This is a genomic window from Amycolatopsis sp. NPDC102389, from assembly GCF_044765885.1.
Classification (GTDB): Bacteria; Actinomycetota; Actinomycetes; order Mycobacteriales; family Pseudonocardiaceae; genus Amycolatopsis.
Window position 1 is genome coordinate 1 of the sequence record NZ_JBIWKX010000037.1, and the last position, 18,152, is coordinate 18,152.

Genomic DNA, 18,152 nt, shown 5'->3' on the forward strand with positions numbered 1-18,152 from the left:
GCGTTTCGGGTTCTAACCCGAAACGCCACTCACGACCCGCGCTTGACCAGGGCCGAAGGCTCCTTTCACCGCATTAGACGCGGCGAAGGGAGCCTTCATCCCATCATCGGGCCGCCCGAGAACACGCCACGTTTGACCGTCGGCTCAATAGAACCGCCCTTACCACTCACGAGGGTTAGCGCAGGAACGACTCCACGGCATCGGCGGCCCGAGCGATCCCGCCGTTCCCGCGGGTCTCGGCCCGGACCTCGGCGAGCCGCGCGGCCACCGAGGGCGACCCGGCCACCCGCTCGACGGCGGCGCGCAGCGTCGAGGCCGTCACCTCGTCGGCCGGGAGCTGCTCACCGACGCCGAGTTCGGCCAGTTTCGCCGCGTTGCCGAAACCGTCGGTGGCCAGCGGGATAGCGACGGTCGGCACGCCGTACCACAGCGATTCCGTGCTGCCGCCCATACCGGCGTGCGTGATGAACGCCGACGCGGCCTCCAGCACCGCGAGTTGCGGCACGAACTGATGGACCTCGATGTGCTCGGGCAGCGGCCCGAGTGCGGCCGGATCGGTCTGGCCGATCGACATGACCACGTGCCAGTCCGAGTCGCGGAACCCGTCCACGCAAGCGCGGAACAGGTCGACCTGATCGGTGAACGCCGTGCCGAGCGACATCAGCAGGACCTTCTTGCCGCTCGGCGGCGGGGTCCAGCTCCGATCGGCCAGGCGTTCCGGGTCCAGCGCCGGGCCCACGAACCGGACCGACGACGGCACCCGTTCGACGTTCGGCTGCATCGCCCTCGGCAGCAGCGCGAGCACCTGCTCCGGATGGGAGATCCAGTCCCAGGCGTCGGCCTCGATGCCGTTCTCGTTCAGCCAGCGGGTGAAAGTGGCGGAATAGTCCTTTCCGGACGGTGAGGTCCGGATCGCGGTCAGGATCTCGCCCATGTCCTCCTCGTAGCCTTCCCAAGCGACGTACGTCGGGGAAAGCTGCACCGCCGGAACGCCGTAACGCCTGGCCAGCAGGGGCGCCGGGAGCCCGCCGATGTCATACAGCAACAGGTCCGGACGGTTCTCGTCGTAGAAATCGGTGAGCACCGGCATCGCCTGGATGCCCTCGTCGAGGAAGACCCGCATCTGCGACGCCGGGTCTTCCGGCCACCCCGACTGGTCGCCGAGCGGGAGGATCGACGGATGCGGGACGACCTCGGCCCCGGTCGGTTCGATCAACCCGGTGAGCGGTTCACCCACGGCGTAGCTGACGCGGTGCCCGCGAGCGACGAGCTCACGGATGACGGCCAGCGAAGGGTAGATATGGCTCGGCGCGGTGCTGCCGATCATGGCTATGTGCTGCTTCTGCATGATGTCCTGTCTGAATTCGTGAAGGAACGTCAGACGGCGCGCAGAAATGGGGCCACCCGATCGCGGGCGGCCCTGCGGTCACGCCGTCTCAGGCGGTGCGCATGCGGATGTGGCAGATCATGATCGACATCCTAGCGAGCCGCGCGAGGCGTCCCAACCGATTAACCGGTTGCCCGGTTTGCCGCGATCGGGACCCGCCGTTGGTAGGGACCTTCGCCGGAAGGCTTCCGCAGGTCATGGACGTGGATAGGGTTTCGGGGCTTTCACCTTTGGAGGGAAAGGGAGAAACCTTGAGACGTGTTCTCATCACCGCGCTGACCGCGGCCACGCTCGCGTCGGTCGCGGTGACCGCGCCCGCCGGCGCGGCGGAGACGGCACAGCCCGTCGAGACGATCACCTGGGGAGCGTGCACCGACCCGACGTTGATCAACGCCGGCGCCGAATGCGGTTACCTGTCCGTTCCACTGGACTATTCGAGGCCGCGCGGCGAAAAGATCCAGCTCGCGCTCAGCCGCGTGAAACACAAGACGCCCGAGGCGCAGTACCAGGGCGTCATGCTCACCAACCCCGGTGGGCCCGGCGGTTCCGGGTTGCTGCTCGCGACCCGCGGGCCGCGCGTGCCGAACCACGCCGGCGACGCCTACGACTGGGTCGGTTTCGACCCGCGCGGCGTCGGCTCCAGCAAGCCCGCGCTCTCGTGCATCCCGGACTACATGGACTACAACCGGCCGAACTACGTGCCGACGACGCCGGAGCTGGAGAAGACCTGGCTGCGGCGCTCGAAGTCCTACGCCGACGCGTGCGCGGAGAAGAACAGCCGCGCGCTGCTGGAGAACATCAAGACGACCGACACGGTCAAGGACATGGACAGTATCCGCAAGGCGCTCCGCGTGGAGCAGCTGAACTTCTACGGGTACTCCTACGGCACCTATCTCGGCCAGGTCTACGGGACGCTGTTCCCGCAGCACGTCCGGCGGATGGTCCTCGATTCCACTGTGGACCCCCGCAACGTCTGGTACCAGGCCAACTTGAACCAGGATGTCGCGTTCGACGTCAACATCGACATCTGGTTCGGCTGGGTCGCGCAGCACGACGACGTCTATCACCTCGGCAAGACGCAGGCCGCGGTGAAGCAGGTCTTCGACGAGCAGCTGAAGAAGGCGGCCACCGTCCCGGCGGGCGGTGTCATCGGGCCGGACGAGCTCCTCGACGTCTTCCAGCAGGCCTCGTACTACCAGCTGCGCTGGACGCTGCTCGGTGACGCGCTCGCGAAATTCGTCAACAAGGGCGACTGGCAGACGATGAAGGGCCTGTTCGAGGCCTTCGGCGGACGTGGCGACGACAACGGGTACGCCGTCTACCTCGCGGTCCAGTGCACGGACGTGAAGTGGCCGCAGAGCTGGCAGCAGTGGAAGCACGACAACTGGCGGACCTACCAGAAGGCGCCGTACTTCACGTGGCAGAACGCCTGGTTCAACGCGCCCTGCCGGTACTGGCCCGCGAAACCCGCCAAGCCGGTCAAGGTCGACGGCTCGAAGGTGCCGAGTGTGCTGATGATCGGTGAGACGCTCGACGCGGCGACGCCGTACGAAGGCAGCCTCGAGGTGCGTAGCCGGTTCCCCGGCGCTCGCCTGATCGGTGAGCCGGGCGGGACGAGCCACGCCATCACCCCGCGCGGAAACGCTTGCGTCGACAACCGGATCGCCGACTACCTGGCGACCGGGGCACTGCCCGACCGCAAGCCGGGACGCACGGCCGACGTCGAATGCGCGCCGCTGCCGCTCCCGGTGCCGCCGCCGGCCCCCGCCGCTTCGGCCTCGTCGGTCCCTGACGCGGCCACCTCCCGGGTGCCCGCCTAACTAGAAGTCCGTGAAGGCCTCCTTCCCTACCTTGAGCGTAGGGAAGGAGGCCTTCACGGACTTGAGGCTTTCCGCAACAGGGGACTTTGTGTTACAAAGTGGAAGTGAGCTTTGTAGTTCAGAGTGCTCGAAGGGGGAAAGTCATGGCGGACACGTTCAGCCTCGAAGAGCTGGTCAAACGCTTCGGTGACGTCCTGGCCGTCGAAGACGTCAGTGTGCGGGTGGCGCCGGGGGAGGTGGTGGCGCTGCTCGGGCCGAACGGTGCGGGCAAATCGACCACCATCGACATGCTGCTCGGTCTGAGCAGGCCGGATTCGGGTCAGGTGCGGGTCGCCGGGCTGAGCGCGGCCGAGGCGATGGACCAGGGGATGGTCGGCGCGATGGCGCAGAACGGGACGTTGCTGCGGGACGCGACGGTCGCCGAACTCGTCGGCCTGTTCGCTTCGCTGCACCGGAATCCGCTGCCGGTCCGCGAGGTGCTCAAGCGCGCCGGCGTCACCGAATACGCGAACCGCCGCTGCGGGAAACTCTCCGGCGGAGAGCAGCAGCGGGTCCGGTTCGCGCTCGCGCTGGTCGGCGATCCCGACCTGCTGGTACTCGACGAACCCACCGCGGCCATGGACGTCGACGGGCGGCGCCGCTTCTGGGCGTCGATGCGCGAGTACACCGCGACGGGCCGCACCGTCCTCTTCGCGACGCATTACCTCGCCGAGGCCGAGGACTACGCGGACCGCGTCGTGCTCATGCGGCACGGCCGGGTCGTCGCGGACGGTCCCGTCGGCGAGGTGCGGGCAGCGGTCGCCGGGCGGGTACTGCGCGCCGTCGTCCCGGATGCCGACCAAGCGGCACTCGCCGCGCTGCCCGGCGTCTCGCGAGCAGTCCTGCGCGCCGGGCACGCGGAACTGAACTGCGCCGACTCCGACGCCGCCATCCGCGGCCTGCTGCGCGAGTTCCCGCTCGCCGTGAACATCGAAATCACCGCTGTGGGACTGGAAGAAGCCTTCATCGCGCTCACCACGGACCATGCCGAAGGAGCCTTGCGATGAACCTGAACTACCTCGCGCTGGAGATCAAGCGCATCGTCCGCAGCCCGCAGTTCGCGTTGTTCACCATCGGCATGCCGTTGGCGATGTTCCTGTTGTTCGGCGGGATCTTCGGCGCCCGCGAGATCGCTCCGGGGATCTCGACCGCGACGGTGACCATGGTGAACATGGCCGCGTACGGTGCCATGACCGCCGCGCTGTTCACCGGCACCCGCGTCGCCACCGAGCGCACCGACGGCTGGCAGCGCACCCTGAGGCTGACGCCGATGCGGGCGCCCGGCTACCTGATGGTCAAGGTGTCGGCCGGATTGTTCGTCGCTTTGCCCGTCCTGCTGGTGATCTTCGCGGCCGGGATGATCCGCGGCATCCGGCTCGAAACCGGGCAGTGGCTGACGATCTTCGGCACGCTGTGGCTCGGCGCGCTGCCCTTCGCCGTGCTGGGCCTGATGATCGGCCTGTTCGGCAAGGGCGACACCGTCCAGGCCGTGACCGGTGCGCTGATGCTGCCGCTGGGCATGTTCGGCGGGCTGTGGATCCCGCTGCAGGTCCTGCCCGGCTGGATGAACACCGCCGGGCATCTCATGCCGACGTACTGGCTCGGCGAGATCGGCCGCGCGCCGGTGCTCGGCGGTTCGGGCACGCTGACCGCCGCCGGAGTGCTCGCGGCGTGGCTGGTGGTGCCCGCGCTCGTGGTGATGGCCAGGTTCCGGCTCGACACGGCGAGACTGTGAGCCCGTGTTAGTTTTCCGAAGTGGTGGAGGATGAACGGGACGACGAGCGGCCGATGACCCCCGAGGAATCGCTCGCGCTCATCGCCACGCAGTCGGAGAAGACCCGGCGCGAGATCGGGCCGAATCCGGCCGTGCTGCTCGCCGTCTGGGGTCTGGTGTGGCTGTTCGGTTTCGGGCTGATCTACGTCTCGGCTCCGCCGACCGCCCTGATGCCGCTGTGGATCGCCGCCGTGATCACCGTCGTCGGTTTCGTCGGGGCCATGGCGTACTCGGCGATCTACGGCATCCGCGCGGGGCGCGGCGTACGCGGCCCGTCCCGGCTCGTCGGGGCGATGTACGGGTGGAGCTGGATGATCGCGTTCGGCGGGCTGACGGTGGTGAACACCGCGCTGATCCGGCTCGGCCTCGACACCGAGCTGATCCCGTTGCTGTGGTCCGGGACCTCGCTCATCCTGACCGGCCTGATGTATCTCGCGGGCGGAATGCTGTGGCAGAGCAAGCTGCAGTACGGCCTCGGCGGATGGATCATCGCGTGCGGCGCGGCGAGCGTGCTGGCCGGGGGACCGCACAACTTCCTCGTGCTGAGCCTCGCGGGCGGTGGTGGCTTCCTGGTGGCGTCCCTGGCCTTCCTGGTGCGGGCGCGATGAGCGAAGACGGGCTGCCCCAGCTCGACCCGGTGATCCACGCGCAGGCGCGGTTGCGGGTCACCGTGGCCCTGTCGAGCCTCGGGCCGGGGGACAGCATCACCTTCCCGCGGCTGCAGCAACTGCTGGACATGACCCCGGGCAACCTGTCGACGCATCTGCGCAAACTCGAGGACGCGGGCTACGTCGAGATCACCAAGGCCTTCGAACATCGCACGCCGGTGACGCTGGTCGAGCTGACCACCCGGGGCCGGGCCGCGTTCGAGGAGTACACGAAGGCCCTGCATCGTCTTCTCGAGGTGCCGGGCGATGGGCGGGCATGACCGGTGGGTCATCCACCTCGACATGGACGCGTTCTACGCCTCCTGTGAACAGCTGACCCGGCCGACCTTGGCACACCGTCCCGTCCTGGTCGGCGGCGCGGGCCCGCGCGGCGTGGTCGCCGGGGCGAGTTACCAGGCGCGCGAACACGGGATCAAATCGGCGATGCCGATGTCGCAGGCCCGGCGGTTGCTGCCGCCCAACGGCGTCATCCTGCCGCCGCGGTTCAAACTGTACGAACTGCTGAGCACCCGGGTGTTCGACCTCGTCGCCACGTACGCGCCGGTGCTGGAACGGATTTCCCTCGACGAGGCCTTCGCGGAGCCGCCTTCACTGGCCGGGGCCACGTCGGACGACGTGCGGGAATTCGGTGCGCGCCTGCGGGAGCACATCCGGTCCGACATCGGCCTGGTGGCATCGATCGGGGCGGCGTCGGGGAAACAGGTCGCGAAGGTCGCTTCGGATCTGGCGAAACCGGACGGGCTGCTCGTCGTCGACCAGGGCACCGAACGCGATTTCCTCGCCCCGCTGCCGACCAGGGTGCTGTGGGGGATCGGCCCGGTGGCGGAGGGGAAACTGCGGGCGATCGGCGTCCGGACGCTGGGGCAGCTGACCGCGCTCTCCGACGCCGACGCGGTGTCCACTTTGGGCAGTGTGGTCGGCCGGGACCTGCGGCGGCTGGCCACCGGCGTCGACGACCGGCCGGTGTCCGACCGCGCCGAGCTCAAGCAGGTCAGCGCGGAGACGACCTTCGACCGCGACCTGATCGACCTGCCGAGCCTGCGGCGCGAGGTCCGCGACCTCGCCGTGCACGCGCACCGGCGGCTCGTCAACGCAGGCCGGGTCGCGCGGACGGTGGTGGTGAAACTGCGGCACACCGATTTCAGCACGGTGACGCGTTCGGAGACGATGGCGTCGCCCACCGACGAATTCGACCAGCTCGCCGCGATGGCGGAACGGCTGCTGATCGACCCGACCGAGTTCGGCGGCGTGCGGCTGGCCGGTGTCGCGTTGTCCGGGCTTTCGGTGCCGCATCAGGATCCGCTGTTCACGCTTTCCGTCCCGGCTCCGGACGTGCCGGTGATTTCGCACGCCCCCGCGCCGGTGCCCGTGGTGGCGTCGAGCTGGCGGCCCGGTGACGACGTCGTGCACGACGAGTTCGGAACCGGGTGGGTGCAGGGCGCCGGGCATGGCCGGGTGACCGTCCGGTTCGAGACGAAATCCAGCGGGCCGGGTGTGGCGCGGACGTTCCCGCAGGAGGATCCGGCGCTGCGCAGGGGAGAGCCCGGCGACTGCCTGGCCTGATCACGCGAGTGCGCCCAGATCAGGCGTGACGATGTCCAGTAAGCGCCGCGACGCCGTTTCCGCCCCGTCGGCGTCCTTCCCGAGCACCGCAGCCAGGACGAGCGAATGCGCGGAAAGCACGTCCTCGCCGGGAACCTCGTCCAGCGCCGCGACGACCGGGATGTGCAATCGCGCGATCAAAGGATTGCCGGACGCGCGAAGCAGGGCCGCGTGGAAGGTGCTGTCGGCCTCCCGGAAAGCCCGGACGTCGGCGGCGTCCTCCATCAACCCATACGCCGCGACGAGGACCGCGAGTTCGTCCGGGCGCCGATGCCACGCGGCCATTCTCGCGGCCTGCGGTTCGATCGCCCGCCGCAGTTCGCCCAGTTCCGCCAGCTGCCGGGCGCGTCCGGGGCCGTCGACCCGCCAGGCGATGACGTCCGAATCGATCGCGTCCCAGTGCTCCGGCGGCCGCGTCCAGGTGCCCACGCGTGGCCGTGCCGCGACCATGCCCTTGGATTCCAGTACCCGCAACGCTTCCCGCACCACCGTGCGCGACGCGGAGAACCGGCGCCCGAGATCTTCGGGGACGATCGGCTGCCCCGCCCCGAAGACACCTGAAACGATCAGCCTGCCCAGCTCGTCGACGATCCGGGCATGCCGGGTCATACGGGCAGACCGACCCGGCGTTCCCCGCCGCGGACCTGCTGGAGCACGACGGCGACGACGAGCAGGGTCCCGGTGGCCATGTTCTGCCAGAAGGGGTTGACGCCGAGCCCGGACATCCCGTTGTTCAGCACGCCGAGGATGATCACCGCCAGCACGGTGCTGACGATGGATCCCTTGCCGCCCTTGAGCATCGTGCCGCCGAGCGCGGCGCCGGTGACGGCGAGCAGTTCGAGCCCTTCGGAGCCGGACGTCGGCTGCCCGGAGCCGGTGCGCGCGGTGATCAGCAATCCCGCGATCGCCGCGACCACGCCGACCAGGGCGTAGACGCCGATGATGTAGCGGTTGATGTTGATCCCGGCCAGGCGCGCGGCGGTGTCGTTGCCGCCGATGGCGTAGATGTTGCGGCCGATGTCGGTGTAGCGCAACAGGAAATGCAGTATCGCCGCGACGATCAGGAACACCCAGACCAGCGTCGGCAGGCCCGCGATCGAGCCCTTGGCGAGGAAGATGAACAGGTCGTCGGCGCCGGTGTAGCCCTGCGCCTTGCCGTCCGAGATCACCTGCGCGATGCCTTTGTACGTCGCCAGCATCGCCAGCGTCGCGACCACCGGGTTGACCCGGCCGAAGATGATGATCATGCCGTTGACCAGGCCGCACACCACGCCGACGCCGATCGCGGCGAGGGTGCCGACCGCGGAACTCCCGGTCGAGGTGAACACCATCGCCGACACCACCGACGCGAGCCCGGCCATCGAGCCGACCGAGATGTCCAGCGCGCCGAGGATGATCACCAGGGTCTGCACCAGCGAAAGCAGGCCCATGATGGTGATCGCGCTGCCGATCAGCAGCAGGTTGTTGGTGCGGAAGAAGTTCTCGTTCAGCGAGCTCATCAGGATCACCAGCGCGATCAGGGTGAGCAGCAGGCTCGAGTTCTGCACGCCGATCGCGGTCACCGTCCGGCGGAACGGGGACACCGGGTGGGCGATGGTGGTCACGAGGCGATCTCCTCAGTGTTTGCGACGTCTTCGGTGGCGGGGATGGCCAGGGTCAGCACGGCTTCTTCGGTCGCGTCGGCACGGTCGAGCCCGCCGGCGACCCGGCCCGCGCGCAGGACGACGATCCGGTCGGCGAGGCTCAGCACCTCGGGCAGATCGGACGAGATCACCAGCAGCGCGATGCCTTCGGCGGCGAGACCGTCGATGATCCGGTAGATCTCGGCCTTCGCGCCGACGTCGACACCGCGGGTGGGCTCGTCGAGGATCAGCAGCTTCGGGCGCCGCGCGAGCCAGCGCGCGAGGACGGTCTTCTGCTGGTTGCCGCCGGAGAGCTTGCGGACCTCCTGCTCCATCGACGGCGTCCGCACGCGCAGTTCGCGGACGTATTCGGCGACGAGTTCGCGTTCCTTGGCCCGTCGCACCACCCGGAACCGGCGCAGCCGGTCCAGCACGGCGATGGAGACGTTGTCCCGCACGGATCGCTGCATCAGCAACGCGTCGGTCTTGCGTTCCTCCGGCGCGAACCCGATCCCCGCCTTGACGGCGTCGCCGGGAGTGCGGGCACGCAACGGTTTTCCGTCCAGTTCGACGGTGCCCGAGCGCACCGGCAGGTCGCCGACGATCGCGTGCGCGAGTTCCGAACGCCCGGCGCCGACCAGCCCGGCGAGGCACACGACCTCACCGGCACGGACCTCCAGCGAGACGTCCGTGACGTCGTCGGTGGTGACCCGGTCGAGCCGCAGCACCACCCGGCCGGTCTCCTGCGTCGTCCGGTGCTCCAAAGTGGACAGATCTCGGCCGATCATCATGCGCACCAAGCGGTTCTCGTCAGTGGCGCCGGCGTCCTCGACGCCGATCAGCGCGCCGTCGCGCAGCACGGCGACCCGGTCGGCGAGCTGGAAGATCTCCTTCATCCGGTGGGAGACGTAGACGACCGCGACGCCGCTGTCACGCAGCCGTCGGATCAGCGCGAACAACGCGTCGACCTCGTGCTCGGACAGCGACGACGTCGGCTCGTCGAACGCGATCACCTTCGGCGGCGACGTGGCGGTGAGCACCCGCAGGATTTCGACCAGCTGCCGTTGCGCGGGCGACAGCCTGCTCCCGAGCGTCTCCGGCCGCAGCACACCTTCGAACCCGTACTCCCGCAACGCTTCCCGCGTCATCCGGTGCAGGGTCCGGCGGTTGACCAGCCGTCCCCGTGCGGGCAGTTCGCCGACGAAGACGTTCTCCGCCACCGAAACGTGCGGGATGATCTCCGGCTCCTGGTAGATCACCCGGATCCCGGCGGCCATCGCGGCGCGCGGGCTGTCGAACGTCACCGGCGCGCCGCCGATCACCAGGTGCCCGTCGTCGGGACCGTGGTCGCCGGAGAGCACGCGGAGCAGGGTGGACTTGCCGGCGCCGTTCTCGCCCATCAGCGCGAGGACCTCGCCGGGCCGGAAGTCCAGGGTGACGCCGTCGAGCGCGGTCACCCCGGAAAACCGTTTGCTGATCCCTTCGGCGGTCAGCACCGCCGCGGGTTCGGATGTGGCCATGGAATCGCCTCCACGCGGGATCAGATGCAGTTGACGCCGGCCTGCTTGTAGTTGTCCTTGGTGACGATCTGGGTCTTCGCGATCGTCTCCGGGGGAAGCTCCTTGGAGTTCTTCACCTTGTCCACGAGCAGCTGGATCGCCGTGCGGCCGACCTCGGCGCCGGAGATGAATAGCGCCGCCTTGTTCCCGGTGTCCTTGCCCGCGGCCCAGTCCTTGCAGGTCAGGTAGGCGCCGAGGCCGACGCCGATGATGTCGTTCGCGGCGACGCCCGAGTTCGCGAGCGCGGTGACGGCGCCGGTCTCGTTCTCGTCGTTGCAGCCCCAGACCACCCAGTGCTTGACGCCCGGGTTCGAGCCGATCACCGCGCCGGTGCGGTTCTGCGCGTCGACCGGGGTGTTGTCGGTGCCGACCTCGATCACCGGCACCTGTGCCCCAGCGTCTTTGTCGAACGCGGCCTTCGCGGCGGTGACCCGGTCCTTGCACACGGTCAGGTCCTGCTTGTAGGCACTGATGATCTTGGTGTCGGCCGCGGTCCAGCCCGCCGCCTTGAACAGCTTCGCGGCCTCCTTGCCGACCGAGTCGCCCATCTGGGAGCCGTTGAAGCCCACGAACGGCGATTTGGTGCCGCCGCCGTCCTTGATCACGTCGTCGGAGGCGATGATCGGGATGCCCGCGCTCTTCGCCTTGTCGAGCACCTGCGGGCCGATGGCCTGGTCCGGGACGACGATCGCGATGCCGTTGGCACCCTGGGCGAGGGCGGCGTCGAGTTCGGTGATCGCCTTGTTGGCGTCCTGTCCGAGGTTGACGACCTTGAGCTCGACGCCGAGTTCCTTCGCCTTCTCCTGTGCTCCTTGCGCCTGCTCGACGAAGTACTGCTGATCGCCCTGTTTCTGCAGGTAGAACAAGGTGACCTTGCCGCTCGCGGGCGCCTGCTGCGGTGGTGCGGCGGCCTCTTTTCCGGAGGAGCAGCCGGTCAGTACGACACCGGCAATCAAACAAGAACCAACAATGCGCCAGGGCAGGGACCTGTGCGAAGCTGTGGACATCGAATGCTCCCAGGACGAAGCGGAAGAGTGTGACTCGTATTACTAAACACTCTTCCGGGTGACGTCAAGGCGCGATCCGGTCACGAACGTCGGCTCTGGTCGTACTAATCGCCTGTCAGGAGCACGGGGGATCCTGTGGAACTTGTCCGAAGTTTGTCCGATCGTTCTTGTTGACTTCGGTTGAGTGTCGTACCCGATCGGAGTAAGGCAGGATGAAGGAGGCTTATCACCCGATCGAGGGAATCGATGTTCAGCTCCCGCGTCCGCCAGACCACCGCCCTCCTCGGCGCCGCCGTCCTGCTCGCCGCGTGCAGCGGCGCCCCTGAACAACAACAGCCGCCGCCCGCGGCGTCCGGAGCGCCGCAGGCGAGCCAGGCTCCGGACGGGGCGTTCACCGTGGTCGCGACCGGCGACGTGCTGATCCACCCGGCGCTGACCGACCAGGCGAAGGAGGACGGCGACGGCAAGATCGACTACCGGCCGCTGCTGGCCGGGATCAAACCGCTGATCTCCGGGGCCGACCTCGGCATCTGCCACCTCGAGACCCCGCTGGCACCGAAAGGCGGGCCGTACAGCGGTTACCCGTCGTTCAGCGCGCCGCCGGAGATCGTCGACGCGCTCAAGGACACCGGGTACGACAACTGCTCGACGGCGTCGAACCACACGATCGACCAGGGCGTGGACGGCGCGACCCGTACCCTCGACAAGCTCGACGAGGCGGGGATCAAGCACACCGGTTCGGCACGTTCGGCCGAAGAGGCGAAGAAGCCGCTGATCGTCGACGTCAACGGCGTCAAGGTCGCCCAGATCTCCTTCGCCTACGGGTTCAACGGGATCAAGGTGCCCACGGGCAAAACCTGGCTGGTCAACCAGATCGACGCCGACGCCGTGATCGCCGAGGCCAAGGCCGCGCGGAAGGCGGGCGCCCAGGTCGTCCTCGCGAGCCTGCACTGGGGCACCGAATACCAGCACGACGCGACCGCCGAACAACGCGCGCTGGCGAAGAAACTCCTCGGCGACGACTCGATCGACCTGATCATCGGCCACCACGCGCACGTCGTGCAGCCCTTCGAACAGATCAACGGCAAGTGGGTCGCCTACGGCCTCGGCAACAGCGTCGCCCGGCATTCGGAGCCGAAGGGCTCGACCGAACAGGGCGCGGCGGCGCGGTTCCGGTTCGTGCGGGACGGCGAACGCTGGAAGGTCGACAAGGCCGAATACGTTCCGACGCTGGTCCAGCTCGGCCCGCCGATCCGGCTGCTCGACCTGACCGCGGGGCAGGCCGGGGCCGCCGGCGCGGAAGCGCTCAAGGCCACCGACGAGGTCGTCCTCAGCCGCGGTGCCGGCGACAAGGGCTTGACCCGTCCCGGCCGCTGATTTGAGGGGACAGGGGTGGGCTCTTCCCCGCCCACCCCTGCCTCACCGCGCCCGTCTTCAATATCGTCGCCGCACCACCAGTTTCGCGAGGGCCGCGAGCTCGGCGCCTGGGCGGGGCACCGGGTTCGAGACGGCGAGATGGTGCAGCGCGCCGGTCAGGAGCGCGTCGGCCTGCTCCTGGCTCCAACTCCGGCCGCCCGCCCGTTCCACCAGCTCCGCCGCGTGGGGCAATTCCGCGGCTTCGAGGTTTTCCTTGCGGTACAAGGCATCCAGCTCTCGACCGGCGTCCGTCCCGGAGTGGAGCGCGGCCACCACCGGCAAGGACTTCTTCCGGTTGGAAAGATCCGAGTGGACCGGTTTCCCGGTCACCGCCGGATCGCCCCAGATCCCGAGGAGATCGTCGATGTGCTGGAACGCCAGCCCGAGTGCCCTCCCGTACTCGGTCAGCCGGTCGATCTGATCCTCCCTCCCTTCCCCGGCGAGAGCGCCGAGCGTGCACGACGCCCCGAGCAACGCGCCGGTCTTCCCTTCGGCCATCCGTACGCATTCGGCGGTGTCGACGTCACCGCGTTCCTCGAATTTCAGATCGGCGCTCTGCCCTTCCAGCAGATCGATCACGGCGGTGCTGAGCACCCGCAGCGCGGTCTGCCCGAACGGGGACAGGACTTCGAAGGCCCGGCACAGCAGGGCGTCCCCGGCGAGGATCGCCGCGCCGGTACCGAAAACGGTCCAGGCCGTCGGACGGTGCCGCCGCGTGGTGTCGGAGTCCATCACGTCGTCGTGCAGCAGGGAGAAGTTGTGCACCAGCTCCACCGCGACGCCCACCGGGACGGCGATTTCGGCGTCCCCGCCGACCGCCTGGGCCGACAACAGCGCCAGCGCGGGCCGCAAGGCCTTCCCACTGTCCGAAGTGGACGGACGGCCGTGTTCGTCCCACCAGCCGAAGTGGTAGCCGGCGATGAGCCGCATCGATTCGGGCAGTCCGTCGACGGCTTCACGCAGCGCCGGGTCGAGGAGATTCCGGCTCCAGGTCAGTACTTCACCGGCGGGCCGGGCGCCGGTATGGGTCTCGATGGTCGTCAACGGACTCCCTTTCAGTCGACCCGGTGAACTGCTGTTTTCCGCAATTCTCGGATACCCATTCGAGTGGGGGCGGGCGCAAAGTCAACATAGCAAGGGGTAATGCCCGGACAAACAACTCGATCGGGTCTGCGGAGAGGTTCACCTGTTTGCCGGACTGGGCCGGACGCGCGACCAGGAGGCGGCCGATCGGGCGCCGACGCTGCGCGAAATGCCGGGTTCGGCCGGGGTCGGTGACGTCTCGTGGTGGCCGCTCACTCGGTCGTGAAGCCGTGTTCTCCGACCGGTGACGGGCCTTTCCTGCGTGTATCGAAAAGTGTTTCGAGTGGTGAGAAATTGGGCCGAGCCGGTGATGATCGACCGGTGCTCCTCCGCCGCTGGTATGAATTGATTCAACCGGTCTTTTCCACTCGTCGATGCGTGACTAGTTTCAGCAGTCTCCGCCTGGAAGGACTCGAATGGGTATTTACCTGACCGGCATCGCCTGGGTCGTCGGCGCGGCGGCCCTCGCGGGACTCGTCGGCTACCTCGTCCGCAGGTTCGGCTGGGACGAGGGACGGCCCGACAACAACGACGCCGCCGGGCAGGTGTTCACCATCGTCGGTGGGCTGCACGCCGTCCTGGTCGCGTTCATCCTGATCTCCCTCTTCGACTCCGCGAGCGCGGCGCGCGAAGGCTCGTACCACGAGGCGGACAGCCTGGTCGCCGCCGTCTGGGCCGCCGATTCGCTGGGGACCGAGGTCAAGGACGAAGTGCGGAAGCTGAGCGCGGAGTACATGACCACGGTCGAACAGAAGGAGTGGCCGCTGATGGCCGGGGGCCAGACGACCCTCCCGGACGCCGGCTGGACGCAGCTGGACCAATTGCGCAAGGCGGTGGACAAGGCGCCGACGGACGACGACTGGCTCCGTGAGCGCAAGACCGAGGCGAACACGCAGCTCTGGCAGGTCTACGAGGCCCGGCAGAACCGGCTCAACGCGGTCGTGGGCGGCCGGGTCGGCGGCGTCGTGTGGTTCGCGCTCATTCTCGGCAGCCTCGTCTCGGCCCTGCTGCCCAACCTGTTCGGCGGTACCCGGCTGGCCGCGCACCTGGTGATCGTGTCCACTCTGGCCGGCACGGTCACGTTGCTGCTGTTCGCGATCTACCAGCTCCAGAACCCGTTCGGCGGTGGGGTGCGGATCCCGCCGGACGCCTTCACGTCCGCGCTGGCGAGGATCTCCTGAGCCGGTGAGCACTGTGGACCGGGTGACCCGGGCGGCGGCGACGGTGGCCGTCACCGGGCTGGTGGGGGCGTCGGCGTTCCTGGCGCCGATGGCCGCGCGAGCCGCCGAGTCCTGCCTGGTGGTGCGGGCGGAGACCGGGTCGTACGGGCCGTCGAAACTGCGGTGGCTCGACGTCGGTTCGGGGACCACGTCACGCGTGACCGATCCGGGCTACCGGCTCAACGCGCTCGGCTACTCGGCGACGCGGGATCTGGTCTTCGGCGTCGCCGAGGGGCTCAGCAAGGGCACGCACGCGGTGACGATCGATCGAGCCGGGAAGACCCAGGACCTCGGCCCGATCACCCGCGCCGGGAACCGGCTGCCGGTGTGGAGCCCCGTCGCGGGGGTGACCGCCGGCGCGATCGGCGGGAATTCCTGGTACCTGCTCAGGAACGGCACACTGTACACAGTGGACTTGACGCCGGGGGAGCGGTACCTGCGGGTGATCAGGACGGTGTTCCTGCGGCCGATCACCCTCGCCCACGACGTCAACGATTTCGCGTACCACAACGGTTTGCTCTACGGCGTTTCCACTACCTGGCGCGGAAAAGGCGCCGTGATCACCATCGATCCGGAGTCGGGCAAGGTCCGTGAAGCCGAAGACGCGCGGTTCCCGCCCGCCGACGTCTACGGCTCGGTCGTGCTTGGCCGCGACGGTGCCCTGTACGCCACGGCGAACCGGATCGGCGGGCGCAGCGTGCTCTATCGGCTGGATCGAAGCGGGCAGGTGACGGTCGTACTTTCGGGACCACCGCTGGCGGGTTCGGACGCCGCGGGCTGCCTCACCGCGCCCGAGCCGCCGAAACCCGAACCGCCCAAGCCTGAACCACCCAAACCGACCCCTACTCCGACGCCTTCGCCTACCCCCACACCGACGCCCACTCCTACTTCGCCGTCGCCCAGTCCGTCTTCTTCACCGGGCCCGACACCGAGCCCCAGTCCGAGTCCGACACCGTCGTCGTCGAGCCCGGCGCCCACCTCCGCTCCTCGGGTGATGCCGCAGCCGCCCGTTTCACTGCCGAAGCCGTCTCGTTCGGCGGCGCCCAGGGAGCGGAAGGAAGAGGCGGCGGAGGTCGATTCCCATGCCCGCACGAAGGAGAAACGGCGGTGGGGGTTGACCGCGCTGGTCCTGATCCTCGGTGGTGGCGCGGCGGCCGGTGCCGTCCGGCGGGCCCGGTGAGTCAGTACTTGAACTGGTCGACGTTCTCGCGGGTGATCAGGAGCGGGTCGCCCAGCAGCAGGGTCTTCGTGGCTTCCTCGTACTTGATGGAGGGGAGTTCGAGGTTGACCTTGTTGGACGGGCCGAGCCGTTTGCCCTCGGCGATCTGCTTGCCCGCCCAGGCGGTGAGGTAGCCGAGCGATTCGACGTTCCACAGCACCGAGAGCGACGCGGAACCGTCCAGCAGGTACGGCTTGATCGCCTGCGGAGTCCCGACGCCGACGGTGAAGACGCGGCCGATCTTCTGCTGCGAGCGGACCGCTTCGGCGACGCCGGGCGCCGACGTCGTGCATTCGCCGACCAAGCCGGTGAGGTCCGGGTACTTGGTCATCAGCTGTTTGGCCAGCGCGGTGGCGTTGTCCTTGTCTTCGCCGGCGTAGACCGTCTCGACGAGCTGAGCATGGGGGTACTGGGTAGCCGTATAGGCCCGTTGAACGGCGATCCACGCGTTGAGGTTCTCGGCGGTCTCGCCACAGGAGACGATCGCGTATTTGCCCGCGTTGCCCATCTTCTTCATCAGCGCGTCGGTGAGCGCCCTGCCGATGCCCTGCGGAGTCGCCTGATTGACGAAGAGTTCGCGATCGGTGCCGGGCGCGTCGGTGTCCGAAGTGATCACTCGGACGCCCCTGGCCCGCGCGTCGGTGATCGCGGGCGCGATCGCCCTGGGGTCGTTCGGCGCGATCGCGATGACGTCGACCTGCTGGTCGACGAGGCCGCGCACGATCGAGACCTGCGCAGCGGGGTCCACCGTGACCGGACCGGTCGAGGTCCATTCGACACCGAGTTGCTTGGCCGCGGCCTGCCCGCCGGTGTTCATCGCCTCGAAGTACGGGATGCCCGCGACCTTCGGCACGAACGCGATCCTGATCGGCTTGGCCGCCATCCCGGCCGGCTCTTCGCCGCCGCAGCCGGTCAGCCCGAACACCATGCCCAAAACGAGCACAGTGGCGACGACGAGCGTTTTCGTCGGCCCTCGCATCTCCACCCCATAGTCACGGAACTACCTGAACCAGCCGATCGGTCTACGCGCGGTGGAGACCTCCGGCGAAACTAGGGGTCTCCGGTTACCCCGGTCAACCGGATGAGCGCAAAGGGTTACGGAAGTGAGTTCATCGACCAGGGCTGATTACCGGATCGGCCGATAGGGGTGACGGTGAGCGACCGGCGAGACCGGGGTCACCGCGACAAACATACGGGTGGGGGGTATGGTCTCCCGTATGAGCGAGACGCGGCATGGAGCAAGCTGGTCGATGGCGGCGACGGCGACGCTGCACTGCCTCACCGGCTGTGCGATCGGTGAGGTCCTGGGCATGGTCATCGGCACGGGGCTCGGCCTCGGCAACCTGGCGACGGTCATCCTCTCGGTGGCGCTCGCCTTCGTCTTCGGCTACGCGCTGACCATGCGCGGCGTGCTGAAGTCGGGACTGCGGTTCGGCACCGCGCTCAAGGTGGCGCTGGCCGCCGACACCGTGTCGATCGCGGTCATGGAGATCGTCGACAACGGGGTCATGCTGGTGGTGCCGGGTGCCATGGACGCCGGGCTGGGGAGCCTGCTGTTCTGGGGCACGCTGGCGTTCTCGCTGGCCGTCGCGTTCGTGCTGACGGTGCCGGTGAACAAGTGGATGATCGGGCGCGGGCTGGGGCACGCGAAGGTCCACGCGCACCACGGCGGTCACGAGGGGCACCACGCACACTGAGCCGGGCGGAGGTCCGTGAAGGCCTCCTTCCCTACCCTG

17 protein-coding genes are annotated in these 18,152 nt (G+C 68.5%); 10 read left to right on the top strand and 7 right to left on the bottom strand.

Annotated elements, in window-relative coordinates; translation table 11 throughout:
- Nucleotides 1–175: 175 nt before the first annotated feature.
- Complete coding sequence (locus tag ACIRGA_RS27225; protein WP_400945851.1) at nt 176–1,348, bottom strand: macrolide family glycosyltransferase; 1,173 nt, start codon at nt 1,346–1,348, stop codon at nt 176–178.
- A gap of 290 nt (nt 1,349–1,638) precedes the next feature.
- On the opposite strand from ACIRGA_RS27225, the gene ACIRGA_RS27230 reads away from it, so the two are divergent.
- From ACIRGA_RS27230 to ACIRGA_RS27255, 6 genes are all read left to right on the top strand, one after another.
- Nucleotides 1,639–3,207 (top strand): alpha/beta hydrolase, encoded by a 1,569-nt coding sequence (locus ACIRGA_RS27230; RefSeq protein WP_400945854.1) that lies wholly within the window; start codon nt 1,639–1,641, stop codon nt 3,205–3,207.
- Nucleotides 3,208–3,350: 143 nt separating this feature from the next.
- Nucleotides 3,351–4,253 carry an ABC transporter ATP-binding protein gene (locus ACIRGA_RS27235; RefSeq protein ID WP_400945856.1) on the top strand — a complete coding sequence of 301 codons (903 nt, stop codon included), beginning with the start codon at nt 3,351–3,353 and terminating at the stop codon, nt 4,251–4,253.
- Nucleotides 4,250–4,981 carry an ABC transporter permease gene (locus ACIRGA_RS27240; protein WP_400945859.1) on the top strand — a complete coding sequence of 244 codons (732 nt, stop codon included), beginning with the start codon at nt 4,250–4,252 and terminating at the stop codon, nt 4,979–4,981. Before ACIRGA_RS27235 ends, ACIRGA_RS27240 begins: the two co-directional genes overlap by 4 nt.
- Before the next feature lie 20 nt (nt 4,982–5,001).
- Complete coding sequence (locus ACIRGA_RS27245; RefSeq protein ID WP_400945861.1) at nt 5,002–5,628, top strand: hypothetical protein; 627 nt, start codon at nt 5,002–5,004, stop codon at nt 5,626–5,628.
- A complete protein-coding gene (locus ACIRGA_RS27250; RefSeq protein ID WP_034320046.1) occupies nt 5,625–5,948 on the top strand; it encodes a transcriptional regulator in 324 nt (107 codons plus the stop codon). Before ACIRGA_RS27245 ends, ACIRGA_RS27250 begins: the two co-directional genes overlap by 4 nt.
- The gene (locus tag ACIRGA_RS27255) at nt 5,935–7,251 is read left to right on the top strand and encodes a DNA polymerase IV (protein WP_400945863.1); all 1,317 of its coding nucleotides are present in this window, start codon (nt 5,935–5,937) and stop codon (nt 7,249–7,251) included. The genes ACIRGA_RS27250 and ACIRGA_RS27255 overlap by 14 nt, the downstream gene beginning before the upstream one ends.
- Here ACIRGA_RS27255 and ACIRGA_RS27260 read toward each other — a convergent pair whose 3' ends face one another.
- Genes ACIRGA_RS27260 through ACIRGA_RS27275 form a run of 4 tightly spaced genes read right to left on the bottom strand, consistent with a single transcriptional unit; the run spans nt 7,252 to nt 11,427 of the window.
- Nucleotides 7,252–7,899, bottom strand: a complete 648-nt coding sequence (locus ACIRGA_RS27260; RefSeq protein WP_400945865.1) for a FadR/GntR family transcriptional regulator — start codon at nt 7,897–7,899, stop codon at nt 7,252–7,254.
- A complete protein-coding gene (locus ACIRGA_RS27265) occupies nt 7,896–8,894 on the bottom strand; it encodes an ABC transporter permease (protein ID WP_400945867.1) in 999 nt (332 codons plus the stop codon). The genes ACIRGA_RS27260 and ACIRGA_RS27265 overlap by 4 nt, the downstream gene beginning before the upstream one ends.
- Nucleotides 8,891–10,432, bottom strand: coding sequence for a sugar ABC transporter ATP-binding protein (locus tag ACIRGA_RS27270; protein ID WP_400945869.1), 1,542 nt, complete (start codon nt 10,430–10,432; stop codon nt 8,891–8,893). Before ACIRGA_RS27270 ends, ACIRGA_RS27265 begins: the two co-directional genes overlap by 4 nt.
- Before the next feature lie 20 nt (nt 10,433–10,452).
- Nucleotides 10,453–11,427, bottom strand: coding sequence for a substrate-binding domain-containing protein (locus ACIRGA_RS27275; protein ID WP_400945872.1), 975 nt, complete (start codon nt 11,425–11,427; stop codon nt 10,453–10,455).
- A gap of 297 nt (nt 11,428–11,724) precedes the next feature.
- Between ACIRGA_RS27275 and ACIRGA_RS27280 the strand changes: the two genes are divergently transcribed.
- Nucleotides 11,725–12,855, top strand: a complete 1,131-nt coding sequence (locus tag ACIRGA_RS27280; protein WP_400945875.1) for a CapA family protein — start codon at nt 11,725–11,727, stop codon at nt 12,853–12,855.
- 57 nt (nt 12,856–12,912) lie between these two features.
- Here ACIRGA_RS27280 and ACIRGA_RS27285 read toward each other — a convergent pair whose 3' ends face one another.
- The gene (locus ACIRGA_RS27285; RefSeq protein WP_400945877.1) at nt 12,913–13,938 is read right to left on the bottom strand and encodes a family 2 encapsulin nanocompartment cargo protein polyprenyl transferase; all 1,026 of its coding nucleotides are present in this window, start codon (nt 13,936–13,938) and stop codon (nt 12,913–12,915) included.
- Nucleotides 13,939–14,393: 455 nt separating this feature from the next.
- Here ACIRGA_RS27285 and ACIRGA_RS27290 point away from each other — a divergent pair, with 455 nt between their 5' ends.
- Nucleotides 14,394–15,158: a hypothetical protein gene (locus tag ACIRGA_RS27290; RefSeq protein ID WP_400945879.1), complete on the top strand. Its 765-nt coding sequence runs from the start codon at nt 14,394–14,396 to the stop codon at nt 15,156–15,158.
- 4 nt (nt 15,159–15,162) lie between these two features.
- Complete coding sequence (locus ACIRGA_RS27295) at nt 15,163–16,377, top strand: DUF6923 family protein (RefSeq protein WP_400945881.1); 1,215 nt, start codon at nt 15,163–15,165, stop codon at nt 16,375–16,377.
- Nucleotide 16,378: 1 nt separating this feature from the next.
- Here the strand turns inward: ACIRGA_RS27295 and ACIRGA_RS27300 are convergent, their stop codons facing one another.
- A complete protein-coding gene (locus tag ACIRGA_RS27300; RefSeq protein WP_400945884.1) occupies nt 16,379–17,395 on the bottom strand; it encodes an autoinducer 2 ABC transporter substrate-binding protein in 1,017 nt (338 codons plus the stop codon).
- A gap of 238 nt (nt 17,396–17,633) precedes the next feature.
- On the opposite strand from ACIRGA_RS27300, the gene ACIRGA_RS27305 reads away from it, so the two are divergent.
- Nucleotides 17,634–18,113: a DUF4396 domain-containing protein gene (locus ACIRGA_RS27305; protein WP_400945886.1), complete on the top strand. Its 480-nt coding sequence runs from the start codon at nt 17,634–17,636 to the stop codon at nt 18,111–18,113.
- Nucleotides 18,114–18,152: the final 39 nt, after the last annotated feature.

Coding starts and splice junctions, on each gene's coding strand:
- ACIRGA_RS27225 (WP_400945851.1), bottom strand. CDS start 1,348: ATGCAGAAGCAGCACATAGCCATGATCGGCAGCACCGCGCCGAGCCAT.
- ACIRGA_RS27235 (WP_400945856.1), top strand. CDS start 3,351: ATGGCGGACACGTTCAGCCTCGAAGAGCTGGTCAAACGCTTCGGTGAC.
- ACIRGA_RS27240 (WP_400945859.1), top strand. CDS start 4,250: ATGAACCTGAACTACCTCGCGCTGGAGATCAAGCGCATCGTCCGCAGC.
- ACIRGA_RS27250 (WP_034320046.1), top strand. CDS start 5,625: ATGAGCGAAGACGGGCTGCCCCAGCTCGACCCGGTGATCCACGCGCAG.
- ACIRGA_RS27255 (WP_400945863.1), top strand. CDS start 5,935: ATGGGCGGGCATGACCGGTGGGTCATCCACCTCGACATGGACGCGTTC.
- ACIRGA_RS27260 (WP_400945865.1), bottom strand. CDS start 7,899: ATGACCCGGCATGCCCGGATCGTCGACGAGCTGGGCAGGCTGATCGTT.
- ACIRGA_RS27270 (WP_400945869.1), bottom strand. CDS start 10,432: ATGGCCACATCCGAACCCGCGGCGGTGCTGACCGCCGAAGGGATCAGC.
- ACIRGA_RS27280 (WP_400945875.1), top strand. CDS start 11,725: ATGTTCAGCTCCCGCGTCCGCCAGACCACCGCCCTCCTCGGCGCCGCC.
- ACIRGA_RS27290 (WP_400945879.1), top strand. CDS start 14,394: ATGGGTATTTACCTGACCGGCATCGCCTGGGTCGTCGGCGCGGCGGCC.
- ACIRGA_RS27300 (WP_400945884.1), bottom strand. CDS start 17,395: ATGCGAGGGCCGACGAAAACGCTCGTCGTCGCCACTGTGCTCGTTTTG.
- ACIRGA_RS27305 (WP_400945886.1), top strand. CDS start 17,634: ATGAGCGAGACGCGGCATGGAGCAAGCTGGTCGATGGCGGCGACGGCG.